The organism is Microcoleus sp. BM001215392, assembly GCF_036700185.1.
In the GTDB taxonomy this organism is placed as follows: domain Bacteria; phylum Cyanobacteriota; class Cyanobacteriia; order Cyanobacteriales; family Microcoleaceae; genus Microcoleus.
Window position 1 is genome coordinate 15,396 of the sequence record NZ_JAUBOJ010000007.1, and the last position, 12,027, is coordinate 27,422.

Sequence of the window (12,027 nt, forward strand, 5' to 3'; positions counted from 1 at the left end):
GGTTGTTAGTTGTTAGCTGTTGGTTATCGGTTGCTGTCGGGGTTCCGGCGGTTTCTAAGCGCCCGGTAATTCAAGGGCGCGATTTGCTAGTGCGATCGCCTCTTTGGCCGCTTGTTCTTTGCGTTCACTGTAGCGATCGGTCAAATAGTCGGTTTGCTCCCGCAACAGCAAGGTAAACTTGTACAGTTCCTCCATTACGTCGATCGCGCGATCGCGATAAGGCGAATCCTTCATCGTCCCATCTTCATTAAACTCCTGATAAGCCTTCGCAACCGAAGACTGATTCGGAATCGTAAACATCCGCATCCAGCGGCCCAAAATTCTCAAAGTATTGACAGCATTAAAAGACTGGGAACCGCCGCTGACTTGCATCACCGCCAAAGTTCGGCCTTGAGTCGGTCTGACAGCCCCAATGCTTAAAGGAATCCAGTCAATTTGATTTTTGATAATGCCCGTAATATTGCCGTGCATTTCTGGACTCGACCACACTTGACCCTCCGACCACAAACTCAATTCCCGCAATTCTTGAACCTTGGGATGGGTATCGGGAACGCTACCGTAAATCGGCAATTCTAGAGGATTGAAAAACCGAACTTCAGCACCGAAATCCTGAATAATTCTTGCAGATTCTTCTGCCAACAAGCGACTGTAAGAACGCTCTCTTAAAGAGCCATACAAAAACAGGATGCGAGGAGGATGGTCAAAACGAGTCATGAGTAGCGTTAATTAATTATAAGAATGGGGCTATTGAGAATAAGTTTGTTTTCCTGCTAACTCTTGCAGGAAAGCGGTTTGCGCCTCTCTCAATTCAACGTTGGGATTGGCATCCAGAATAGTGAGTATCGCATCGTCATAGGATGAACCTGCCTGAATCAAGTAGGAAGCCAGCATCGTTCCAGTGCGTCGTCTGCCACTTGTGCAGTGAATTGCAACCCCGTGCCCCAAATGATTCTGGCTATCCACAAAGGTTTGCAATTGCTGAATCTGTTCGTGGCTGGGTGCAGTACCGCCTTTCGTTGGCAACCAAAGGTGAGGAATGTTTGCCTGCTCATACAAATCCAGATTGGAAGCATCGTCCATTACAGAGACGATCCCCCCAATACCTACTGATTGAAGCGTAGAGAGTTCCTCTGCTGTTGGCTTCCGCACCCCTGCCAGTTGGCCTGGAATCACCCACCACAAATTCTCTGAAATTGGTTGCGCTTGTTGTTCGTCCATTGCAGTCGCCTCATCCGACAGGGGTAGAATTTTTCTTGCAAATAAACATCACACTTTTCATTTATTTTCCTCGCTTACTTGATATCGCGAAATCCGTTGGATATTATCCGATAAACCAAAACAGCTAGTTGCGCTCCTAAAATTGGTGCAACCCAATAAACCCACTGGTGCTGCCAAATTCCTCCTACAATTGCTGGGCCAAATGACCGCGCCGGATTCATACTCGCTCCGGTAATTGGCCCCATAAATGCAGCTTCTAACCCTACAGTTAACCCAATTGCTATCCCGGCAAAACCGATCGGAGCGCGCCTATCTAATCCAGAACCGAGGATAACAAACATCAGGATAAAAGTCAATACTGTTTCTAGAATTAAAGACTGCAACCAGTGACCATTAAGGGGTAAAGTAGCACCGAGATTTGCGACTTTTCCTAAAGTAATTAACAGTAGTGTGGAAGCTGCTATTGCGCCTGCACACTGCGCTAGAATATAAGGCAAAACACGTTTACTTGCAAAAAAGCCGCTAGCCCAGAAAGCTAATGTTACACAAGGATTTAGGTGGGCGCTGCTAATATGACCAGTAGCATAAATCATCGCAGCTACAACGGCTCCAAAGACGAAACTGACGCCTAAATGAGTAATAGCACCCTGGCTAATTTTGTTAACCATCACCGCGCCCGTGCCTGCAAAAACTAGAATAAATGTACCCAGAAACTCGGCGAGCGCTTCTCTGTGGCACTCCGGTGAAAACAAGCTTCTCACTGTTTTAGAAACTGACTTGAACATTGAGTAGATCCGTGAGAAATTTACCTCGGTTGTTATAGTTTAGTTACCAATCTAGATTAACAGCTAAGAAGCTACAACAGTTGACAGGTGAGCACTGATACCTAAAAATTTGCCTGCTGTCGCAATAACTCGCCAATAGTCAAGTCAAGCTGAGCTTTGCCACCAAAAACTGTCCCCACCTTGCCATTGTAGAAGTGGTTATAAATTAGTTGATAGCCTTCTTTTGGTAAAGGAATATAACCCACAGAACTAACTAAGGTCGGAGCTTTCTTCATGTAGAATTCTACAAAATTGCGTACTTCTATTTTATTTTGAGCAGAGTTGTAGTTGACATAGATAAATAGAGGTCGTGCAAGGGGGTTATATTGAGCTTTTTCTACAGTTTCGCGGGAGGGCAACACTGCTCCTTTGCCTCTGTCAATACCTACAGCTTTCAATTGACTTTGGTTGTCTTCGTAATAGGAAAATCCAAAGTAACCCAAAGCATTTTCGTCTTTAATAACCCCTTGCACTAAAACTGTATCGTCTTCACTAGCTGTATAGTCGGTACGGCTGGCTTTCGCAGTACCTACTGTTGCCTCTGTGAAGTAGTCAAATGTACCGGAATCTTTGCCTGCCCCGTAGAGGGTTAGAGGTCGATTCGGCCAATTGGGTCGGATCTGATTCCAGCGGGTAATTTTTCCTTGGGCGGCGGGTTCCCAAATCTTTTTCAATTCCTCTACAGTAATGTCTTTTATCCAGTTATTTTTGGAATTGACTACTACTGTAAGCGCATCAAATGCGATAGGTAATTCGTAGTAGCGGATGCCAGCTTTGTTGCAGGCTTCCATTTCCCCTGGGCTGATGGGTCGCGAGGCGTTGCTGATGTCAGTTTCGCCAGCACAAAACTTTTTAAATCCTCCACCTGTACCGGAGAATTCAACAGTAATTGATCTTTTTTTGGGATTCGTATTTTGATATTCTTTTGCCATCGCATCTGTAATTGGATACACGGTGCTGGAACCGTCAATTTTAATGCTTTGCGATTCTGGCGACTGGACTTGTCCGCAGGAGCTGAGGAGCCCGATCGCACCTATGGTCAAAGCAATTATACTTAGTGCGGAAACCTTGGGCTTTTCTGCTGGGTTCATTGACCTCACCCAATGTCATAACTAAGGGGTACACTGGAATCATATCAATAAAATTTGATATGTCAAGTATGAGGGAAGACAAACAGGCAATAAACATATTAAGAAATGTTGATGGGTTAATCTGCGTCGGAACAAGGGCGGGCCGGCAGGATCTGGCTGAAGCGGCGGTATTCGGCGAGGTACTGTTCGAGGGCGACAAACTGAGCTAAATTGAGGCTGTAGTAAATCCAGCGGCTTTCTTGGCGGCTGCGGACTAAAGCTGCATCCTTCAAGGTTTTGAGGTGGAAAGACAGTTTAGGCTGAGGGACAGAAAGTCGATCGCACAATTCGCAAACGCACAACTCCTGTTCTCGCAGCAACTCCAAAATCTGAATTCGCAGGGGGTCAGAAAGAGCGTGAAAGCCGGAGGAGACAAGTTTTTCTGAAATCTGTCGCTGTGAAATGCGATCGGGCGCAGCCTTAGAATTTTTAAGCATCAATTATTTAGAAAACATCCATACAAAACATTATAGTTTCTCAAGCTTCATCCCAGAAAATCAGTGCATTCAGCATCGACAGATTCTTCGGACTTGATTACTTCGGATTCTGTACCCGCGCCGGCACATCAGTGAGTCCGACCTTTTGCATCAGCGAAATCACCCCTATAGATAAAATTCCCCAAGAATTGCCCCAACAACTACCAGGATGATAAAGACTTTTTGCAAAGTTTTTTTAGTTGCTGGGTGGTACTGTCTCGGCAATTCTTGGCCTTGCTCGTCAACTTCTTGCTCCAAGGAATCTAGCGGATTGGATGAATTTGAGTTAAAAGGATTACTTCAGAGGAGTTATCAAATCCCCAATACGTTGACGAAAATATTAACGCGCGGGTCGAGTTTAGGAAAACCAAACACTCAGTAATGCTCACGGAATAGTTGCTTGAAAATAACCCCGTTGCTTTGCTGAGTTAGTGCAGTTTTCGCTGCGTATCCTTGACAAGGCAACGCAGCGGTATCTTAAGCAAAACAGCGTTCGCGATCGCCACCAACACCTCAATTTTTGGGAAACTAAACCGGTTGAGTCGATGGGAGATATTATTCTCCGCACCTCTCAATTAGATCCGGACGTGCTGGTTTCCCCGCATCCGGCTCCCGATGTTCTTGGCTTGCGCCTTTGCTCATGTGGAGATAATCGTGGCAGCTTTCGTGAACCGCTAGAAGGTTATTTATTTTCCAATTACTATGGCAACCATCTACATGATGCAGATGTACCTTTTCATCGCCTAGCGTTTTTAAGCCACATTTTCCACATTTATGGTTTTGCCGTTTTAAAGCTTTAGAGGTTGCGCCGTCATAGAGCTTGCTGTTACGCTCACGACCGTAGGCTATATCTCCGTCGTAGGGAGATTTCTCCCCTTTGACATTGACAAATTTCTGTTCGGAGTAAGGAACCGCCGGGAAAGCTTTTTCTATCAATTTCGTGACAGTATAACGGTTCTGTTTCGATTCCTTATTGAATACCTTGAAGGCTCTATTGTTGAGGAACCACAGCGAGAACCGTGACCCATCTAACTTACAGTAGCGATGGTAATTTCTCCAACCTCTAACCACAGGGGCTAATTTCTCAGCTTTGACCGTGGCACCATAATTCGAGTTGTTAACGATGTGTTTTACCTTCTGACGAAATGCTTTAAAATTGTCCGCTGATGGAACGCATCTAAATTTCCCGTTGTTTTGCACTTTGAAATGCCAACCGAGGAAGTCAAATCCATCTGTCGTAGCTGTTAGCTTAGTTTTCTTTTCACTAACCTTCATGCCTCGTTCTGCCAGAAATTCGCTGACTTTATCAAGTATTGCCACTGCGTCATCTTTAGGCTTCAGAATTATTACCATGTCGTCCGCGTAACGGACTGATTGATGTATTTCCTCAATCCCATTGAGAGCGATATTGGCTAATAATGGACTTACCACGCCCCCTTGCGGGGTTCCTTGTTCTGGAAATTCTGGATTGACTCCTGCTTTTAGACAGCGGAATATTCCGGTCTTGACGCCTTTTGGGGCGATGAGTCGTTCCATTATGCTAGTGTGGCTTATCCTGTCGAAGCATTTTTCGATATCGAGTTCGATAACTCGCTTCTCTATTCCATTGCAGTAAGAGCGTAGATTGTTGAACAGAATTTTTTGTGCGTCGTGCGCCGACCTTCCTGTTCTAAATCCATAACTCATAGCGTGGAAAGTTGCTTCGTGTGCTGGCTCTAGCGCGTATTTCGCGAGGCATTGCCACGCTCTATCGGCGATAGTCGGTATCTTGAGGAGGCGGGTACTCCCATCCTTTTTAGGGATTGGTATTGAACGTAATTTCTGGTGTTTCCAGTTGTTACTTTTGACTCTGAGTTCTTCACTCAGAGTAAGCCTTTCCTCAATTGTGAGTGAGGCTTTCCCATCGATTCCCGCAGTCTTTTTGCCAGCGTTTAGTTGAGTTACTTGACGTATCGCCAACATTCTTGCAGCCCAAGATTTCAGAATTAGCTTTTGAAGGGACTTCGCTTTCTGCTTGTCTCCAACCTGAATCGCTTTATACACGCGCTTTTGTAGGCGGAATAAGTCACGGCGGAATTTCTTCCACGGTAACGTTTTCCAAGATTCACTAACATTGCTGTTGTGTCTAATCATGCTCTGCTCTAGTTTGTGTACTCTGAACACCTCAGACCAATTACGGTCTGTCCTACCCGAACTAAGGGGGTTCCGCTGCTCGTCTAGCTTACTTGGGGTTCGACGTCCCCTTGACCCTCAGTTCGTTTTTCTTCGTTCCCTCGGTTAGATTGTTCGTTCCTTTAGGTGGAGCCAGTTTAACTGCTGGATTCCCTGGACTCTTGCCGATATTGGTCAGAAAATTCGGCGGGAATAATCTCCAGTGAAGTCGGGATTAATGGTCTGTGTCCCGCTTGGTTTTTAGTTACTTTTCTAGGCTCTGTTTTCACCATCGGAACTCCCCGTTAACGCCAGTGTCATCTCACATTAGATGTCTGATTGCGGTCGGGTAAGGTTCGAGAGTCACCTTTCTCCCCTCCCCTAAGAACGCAGCATGAGACTTTCGCACTCACTGCGCTCAAGCCTTACTTCAAGCGAGATAACTTGGATTTTGAGTGTTCTTGTTTATGACACGCTTTGTGCAAATGCTCAAGGTTTTCTGGGTCGTCTAGTCCGCCTTGAGCAAGTCGGGTGAGGTTCGAGAGTCACCCCTCTCCCCTCCCCTAAGAACGCAGCATGAGAGTTTCCAACTCACTGCGCTCAAGCCTTACTTCAAGCGAGATTTAACTTGGGTTTTGTGTACCTGTTTGTGACACGGTTTGTGCAAATGCTGAAGGTTTTCTATGTCGTCTAGTCCGCCTTGAGCAACAGGTGCTGTGTGGTGGGTTTCGATTTCCTCCCCATTGAATAATGGTTCGCCACAGATTGGACATATCCAGTTTTGGTTTTGAGCGATTTTGTAGTTCCGGGAGTTTTTCTCCCAGTAGCTCCTACCGTGTTTTTGGTGGCGTTTCTCCCAGTATTCTCGGAGTGAGGGGTCGTCCGGTGACGCTTCCCCCTTGACCTTGACGTGTCTTTCAATGGGTGTGGACGCTATCGGGTAGAGGATTAAGTTTTTTTCTTTCCCTACGCGATCGCTAATTGTCGTAGCGAACGTCCATTTATTGAAGTTTATGGTCTTGAAGTAACGTTTCCGAACCCATGAAGTGTTTTTGTTAGGATGTCTACGCTTTGCCCAACGCCTGCATGTATTGCCATACTCTGTAAGAGACATAGCTAAAGGTTTCTTTGCTAACTACTCCTTTGTAGTAATTTGCAAAACCACGGAGGATTGGATTCAGCTTTTTGATTAAAACTTCTTGTTCCACTCCATACATTCCCTTTATTTCTTTTCCAATTCGTTTACAAAAGTCTAAGACTTTCTTCTTCGTTGGTTTAATTAAGAGTTTGCCATTGTAGTGTCGGTGATTGAAACCGAGGAAGTCAAAGCCATCTTCCATTGATGTGATTAGCGTCTTCTCCGAACTGAGATTAAGTCCTCGTTTTGATAACCATTGCTGAATCTGGGTTTGGGCTGTTTCGAGACTTTCCTTATCTCTAGCTGTGGCTATGAAATCATCAGCGTAACGAACCACGCCAAGTTTTGGGTTGGTGAATTTAATGAAGTTTTCTAATCCATGCAAGCCAATATTAGCTAGTAAGGGTGAAATCACCCCGCCTTGTGGTGTACCCGTCTCTGTTGGGTTGTATTTCCCTTCAAAGATAAACCCAGCTTTTAACCATTCTTTGATTAGGTTCCTTTGAGGGAAGTTGCTAATCGTGTTCAGAATGGATTCATGAGCAATGTTATCAAAGAATCCTTGGATATCAGCTTCTAGCACCCATGTATGCTTGCCATTATTATTGAGCCTATTGTAGGCTTGTCCGATGGCATCTTGACAGCTTTTTCCGCATCTAAAGCCATAGGAATTTGGCTCAAACACGGCTTCCCATTCGGGTTCTAGGGAATTCATTATTATTGCTTGTTCGATTCTGTCGCGCACGGTTGGGATTCCGAGCGGTCGTTTCTTACCGTTGGATTTTGGAATCATTACCCGTTTGGTAGGTTTAGTATTCCCTCCCTTCCAGTTATTTACCAGAATTACTCTCTGCTTTGGGGTATTGACAATTTCTTTATCAATGCCTGCCGTTGCTCTACCTTTATTGGTTTGAGTGATACGTCGAACTGACAATAATAGATTGGCGTAGCTTTTCTGTAACAATTTCTGCAAGCTCCTTAGCTTACGGAAATTGCCAAGTTTTCTCGCGAGAAAGATTCTTTGACGCAGATTCTTAACCGATTTGTTGACCTTACGCCAATTGACTTGGCTCCAATCTTCAAGTGGTTTTCTCAGTCCATTTGTTGTACTGTGGTACACCATCTAACTTGTCCTCGAATTAGGTTTCTTTGTGTAGTCTCTTTCTCATAAGACCCAGAGTAAGTCTGCTGTTCCTTTCGGTCAGGGGCAATGTTTGTTTCCCTATCCTGTTCATTACAAACAGGCATTCGCTTTTTACTCCATCCTCTACCCTCCAAGGGGTTCTGTCTTCGTTACCTAGGACTTACTAGGAGTAATCGACCTCTCCTAGACCTTGTAGGGCTTACCCTGTTGTATCGTTTAGTGGTCTGTTCTCTTGTAGGTGTTGTCTTTTCTGCGATGGGAATTGTGTTCACACGTTACATGAATACCTGATTCACGTAACCTCCCATTTACCGTTTTGGTCGGAGCCTGTCAGCCTGATTTGGCTCCTTCACATATTACGCAGTTTAAATGACAGTTAACGTTTATTCACCGTGAGAGAACTCCCTTTAGCACTCGAACCGCTTTAGGCTAGTAGCACGAGTTACATTTGTGGTTTGCACTCCGCCTGTTTCATTACTTACTAGGGCGTAACCGGACTCTCCAGGAGTCTTTTACATAAGGGTAGAGGGTGTGAATCCTCTAGGGGAGTCAGCTCCCCGTACTAAACAACCAGTCAGGTCGCGCCAGGAACTATGTGATGGGTTTCGATTTCCTCTTCATTGAATAGCGGTTCCCCACAAACAGGACATTTCCAATTTTGGTTGTAAGCGATTGTATAGTTGCGCGAATTGCGTTCCCAGTAGCTCTTACCATATTTTTGATGGCGTTTTTCCCAATACTCTTTGAGAGAAGAATCGTCAGGTGATGCGTCCCCTTTGACTTTGATGTGCCGTTCGATGGGCGTGTATGCTATGGGGTAAAGGATTAAATCCTTTTCTTTACCACGGCGGTCGCTAGTTGTTGTAGCGAACGTCCATTTATTGCCATTTATGGTCTTGAAGTAGCGTTTTTGTACCCATTTTGTGTTTTTGTTGGGATGTCTACGCTTTGCCCAACGCCAGAGGTATTCCCATACCCTTGATTTGATATAGCCGAAGGTTTCTTTGCTGACTACTCCTCGGTAGTAATTAGCAAAACCCCGGAGAATTGGATTCAGCTTCTTAATAACTGCCTCTTGTTCGTGCCCGTTCATTGCTTTGATTTCTCGCCCTAAACGTTTGCAAAAATCTAGGATTTTCTTCTTCGCAGGTTTGATAAGCAATTTGCCATTGTAGTGGCGATGGTTGAATCCAAGGAAGTTAAAACCATCTTCCATTGACGTGATTTGCGTCTTCTCCGTACTGAGTTCGAGTCCTCTTTTTGATAACCATTGCTGAATCTGCATTTGGGCATTTTCGAGACTTTCGGAGTCTTTAGCTGTGACGATGAAGTCATCGGCATAACGAACCACCCCAAGCTTGGAGTTGGTGGATTTGATGAATGTCTCTAATCCATGCAACCCAATATTAGCCAGTAGCGGGGAACACACGCCACCTTGTGGTGTGCCTGCATTTGTCGGGTTTATTTTCCCTTTGAATACGAATCCAGCTTTTAACCATTTTTCAATTAGTTTCCGTTGAGGGAAGTTTCCAATCAAGTTGAGGATGGATTCATGAGCAATGTTATCAAAGAATCCGCGAATATCAGCTTCTAGAACCAATGTGTCTTTACCGCCGCATAATCTTATAAAGTTATGGGCAATAGCATCTTGACAGCTTCTTCCGCATCTGAATCCATAGGAATTTGGTTCAAATACGGCTTCCCATTCGGGTTCTAGTGAGTTGACTATTATTGCTTGTTCGATTCTGTCTCGCACGGTTGGGATGCCGAGCGGTCGTTTCTTCCCGTTGACTTTGGGTATCTCTACCCTTTTTGTGGGCAGTAGATTCCCTCCGTTCCAGTTGTTTACCAGGCTCACTCTTTGCTTTGGGGTATTGACAATTTCTTTATCAATTCCTGCCGTTGCTTTGCCTTTATTGGTCTGAGTGATACGTCGAACAGATAATAATAGGTTTGCGTAGCTTCGTTGCATTAATTTCTGTAAGTTTCTCAACTTACGGAAGTTACCAAGTTTTCTCGCACGAAAGATTCTTTGTCGTAGATTCTTAACAAGCTTGTTAACTTTACGCCAATTGATATGGTTCCAATTTTCAAGTTGTTTCTTTGGTTCGTTTGTAGACATTACTGCCTGCATCTAACATATCCTCAGATTAATTATCTTTGTACATTTCGTCTTTCGTATAAGACCCAGATGAAGTCTGCTATTCCTTTCAGTCAGAGACAAATTTTGAATCTCTATCTTACCCATTACAGGTGAGCATTCGCTTTTTCATCCATCCTTTACCCTCCAAAGATTTCTGCTTTCCTTGCGGTTGGCTTACTAGAGATATTCGACCTTCTCTAGACTCTGTAGGGTTTACCCCGTTGTATCATTTAGTCGTATTTCATTAATTAGGTGCTATCTCTTCTGCGGCAATATTTTGTTCATACAATATTCAAAACAGGAACTTGAATATTCACTTGCTTACCTTTTGGTTGGAGCTTATCAGCCTTTTAGCTCCTTGCTGGATAACGCAGTTTAAACGATAGTTCACTTGTGTTCACCATTTAATGAATCTCTCTTGCTCCTGACCAGTTTAGGCTACTAGCTTCGGTTACTTTCGGAGTCTGCATTCCGTCTTTTTCGTTACCTACTTGGAAGTGACTGGACTCATCACTGAGTCTTTTCCGTGAGAGTAGCGGGTATGAATCCGCTAGGGAAGTCGGCTTCCCTTTCTAAACAACCTTTTCGGGTCGCACTCCTGTTCCCAGCTTCACTCTCCAAGAATCGAGCAAGGGAAGGTGTGGGCAGATAGGGAGTCATACCTGAGTCTGGCAGAAGGGACTTACACCCTTATCAGACCGAGAGTTCAGCCTTGTGGCTGGAAACGTTATGTACGGGTTGATTACCGTGATTCACGTTTCAACGAATCGCACCAAACCAAAACCTCAACACCTCCGCCATGCCCAAAATCCATGAGTGCGATCGCATATCAACGCTTAAGACGCTCTTTAACAACTGTTTCGCTGGTAATGTTTCGGGGGGTATCGTTTTCTTGCTCAATCAGCCGACAGATTGTGCTACCACAGATGACATTGTTCGGTGTGGTTGACTCTTCTTCAACCAAAGCCTCAATCTTTGAATACCGATTAGCCAAATCCTGGCGAAATTTAACCATTTCCTCAATACGGCACTCCAACTCATCTAGATGCTGCTTTACCATTGCCTTAAGGCTTGCACAGGGAGGAATACCTTGGGCGCTGATGTCAATGAGCTTTTTGATGTCATCTAGGGAAAGTCCGAAGTGCTTAGCTTTTTGAATAAACCGCAGACGTTCTAACGCTTCTTCTGAATAGATACGATATTGTGACTGTGTTCGCTCAGGTGGCTTGAGTAGTCCCAAGCGTTCGTAATAGCGAATCGTTTGAGTGGGGAGATTTACTTGCTTGCCCAAATCACCTATCAATAGACCTTGTTTCACTTTCGTACCATCTCCTTTGTTGTGGTGATGGGGAAAGATAGTTTCCTTCCCCATACTTGCTCTATCCTTGCCCAATGCCAGCAGCCACAAGTGCTTCGCGGGATACTGGAGTCTGGTTGGAGCAGCACTCAGCAAGCTTGCCATTTACAACAACAGCAGGGACGCGGTGAATGCCGTACTGGTTTGCTTTCTCACGGCACTCATTAGTAGCGCAACCCTCGCGTAGGTCGTACACCTGCACCTCGCAGTTCGGGCAGGCTAACTCCCTCACCAACTTAACGGTTTCATCACATAAAGGACACCCAGCCGTAAAGACTTCGACTATACGCTTTGCCATCTCAAACTTCTCCTTTTGAACTCTGAAACTAGCCTAAACCCTATACCCGACTTCAATGTCAAGGGGGCTGGGAAAGTTTTTTATTTACACATCTAGCAAAAAGTGAGTTGTTGAGAAACAGTCATTAGCAGAAAACAACAGTTCGGTG

11 protein-coding genes and 1 pseudogene are annotated in these 12,027 nt (G+C 44.9%); all 12 read right to left on the bottom strand.

What is annotated here, in order from left to right; translation table 11 throughout:
- Positions 1–54 precede the first annotated feature (54 nt).
- Positions 55–714: an arsenical resistance protein ArsH gene (gene arsH, locus QT974_RS01680; protein ID WP_333260997.1), complete on the bottom strand. Its 660-nt coding sequence runs from the start codon at positions 712–714 to the stop codon at positions 55–57.
- Between the two features lie 30 nt (positions 715–744).
- Complete coding sequence (locus QT974_RS01685; protein WP_333466800.1) at positions 745–1,218, bottom strand: phosphatase domain-containing putative toxin; 474 nt, start codon at positions 1,216–1,218, stop codon at positions 745–747.
- A gap of 74 nt (positions 1,219–1,292) precedes the next feature.
- Complete coding sequence (locus QT974_RS01690) at positions 1,293–2,003, bottom strand: MIP/aquaporin family protein (protein ID WP_333466801.1); 711 nt, start codon at positions 2,001–2,003, stop codon at positions 1,293–1,295.
- A gap of 101 nt (positions 2,004–2,104) precedes the next feature.
- Positions 2,105–3,133, bottom strand: a complete 1,029-nt coding sequence (locus QT974_RS01695) for a PstS family phosphate ABC transporter substrate-binding protein (RefSeq protein WP_333466802.1) — start codon at positions 3,131–3,133, stop codon at positions 2,105–2,107.
- 116 nt (positions 3,134–3,249) lie between these two features.
- A complete protein-coding gene (locus QT974_RS01700; RefSeq protein WP_333466803.1) occupies positions 3,250–3,609 on the bottom strand; it encodes an ArsR/SmtB family transcription factor in 360 nt (119 codons plus the stop codon).
- A gap of 594 nt (positions 3,610–4,203) precedes the next feature.
- The gene (locus QT974_RS01705) at positions 4,204–5,781 is read right to left on the bottom strand and encodes a group II intron reverse transcriptase/maturase (RefSeq protein ID WP_333466804.1); all 1,578 of its coding nucleotides are present in this window, start codon (positions 5,779–5,781) and stop codon (positions 4,204–4,206) included.
- 443 nt (positions 5,782–6,224) lie between these two features.
- Positions 6,225–6,314 (bottom strand): annotated as a pseudogene (locus QT974_RS01710) (HNH endonuclease); the annotation flags it as partial.
- Positions 6,315–6,406: 92 nt separating this feature from the next.
- Positions 6,407–6,913 carry an HNH endonuclease gene (locus tag QT974_RS01715; RefSeq protein WP_333466805.1) on the bottom strand — a complete coding sequence of 169 codons (507 nt, stop codon included), beginning with the start codon at positions 6,911–6,913 and terminating at the stop codon, positions 6,407–6,409.
- Positions 6,864–8,060, bottom strand: coding sequence for a group II intron reverse transcriptase/maturase (gene ltrA, locus QT974_RS01720; protein ID WP_333466806.1), 1,197 nt, complete (start codon positions 8,058–8,060; stop codon positions 6,864–6,866). Before ltrA (QT974_RS01720) ends, QT974_RS01715 begins: the two co-directional genes overlap by 50 nt.
- A gap of 595 nt (positions 8,061–8,655) precedes the next feature.
- Entirely contained in the window at positions 8,656–10,203 is a 1,548-nt protein-coding gene (gene ltrA / locus QT974_RS01725; RefSeq protein WP_333466807.1) for a group II intron reverse transcriptase/maturase, read from the bottom strand.
- An 850-nt stretch (positions 10,204–11,053) separates the two neighbouring features.
- Entirely contained in the window at positions 11,054–11,596 is a 543-nt protein-coding gene (locus QT974_RS01730; RefSeq protein WP_333466808.1) for a heavy metal-responsive transcriptional regulator, read from the bottom strand.
- Positions 11,597–11,603: 7 nt separating this feature from the next.
- Entirely contained in the window at positions 11,604–11,879 is a 276-nt protein-coding gene (locus tag QT974_RS01735; RefSeq protein ID WP_333341771.1) for a thioredoxin family protein, read from the bottom strand.
- Between the last annotated feature and the right edge of the window lie 148 nt (positions 11,880–12,027).

Bases quoted from the DNA above. Each gene is read 5' to 3' on its own strand.
- QT974_RS01735 (WP_333341771.1), bottom strand. From the start codon at position 11,879: ATGGCAAAGCGTATAGTCGAAGTCTTTACGGCTGGGTGTCCTTTATGT.
- ltrA (WP_333466807.1), bottom strand. From the start codon at position 10,203: ATGTCTACAAACGAACCAAAGAAACAACTTGAAAATTGGAACCATATC.
- QT974_RS01695 (WP_333466802.1), bottom strand. From the start codon at position 3,133: ATGAACCCAGCAGAAAAGCCCAAGGTTTCCGCACTAAGTATAATTGCT.
- QT974_RS01715 (WP_333466805.1), bottom strand. From the start codon at position 6,913: ATGTCTCTTACAGAGTATGGCAATACATGCAGGCGTTGGGCAAAGCGT.
- QT974_RS01690 (WP_333466801.1), bottom strand. From the start codon at position 2,003: ATGTTCAAGTCAGTTTCTAAAACAGTGAGAAGCTTGTTTTCACCGGAG.
- QT974_RS01700 (WP_333466803.1), bottom strand. From the start codon at position 3,609: ATGCTTAAAAATTCTAAGGCTGCGCCCGATCGCATTTCACAGCGACAG.
- arsH (WP_333260997.1), bottom strand. From the start codon at position 714: ATGACTCGTTTTGACCATCCTCCTCGCATCCTGTTTTTGTATGGCTCT.
- QT974_RS01730 (WP_333466808.1), bottom strand. From the start codon at position 11,596: ATGGGGAAGGAAACTATCTTTCCCCATCACCACAACAAAGGAGATGGT.
- QT974_RS01705 (WP_333466804.1), bottom strand. From the start codon at position 5,781: ATGATTAGACACAACAGCAATGTTAGTGAATCTTGGAAAACGTTACCG.
- ltrA (WP_333466806.1), bottom strand. From the start codon at position 8,060: ATGGTGTACCACAGTACAACAAATGGACTGAGAAAACCACTTGAAGAT.
- QT974_RS01685 (WP_333466800.1), bottom strand. From the start codon at position 1,218: ATGGACGAACAACAAGCGCAACCAATTTCAGAGAATTTGTGGTGGGTG.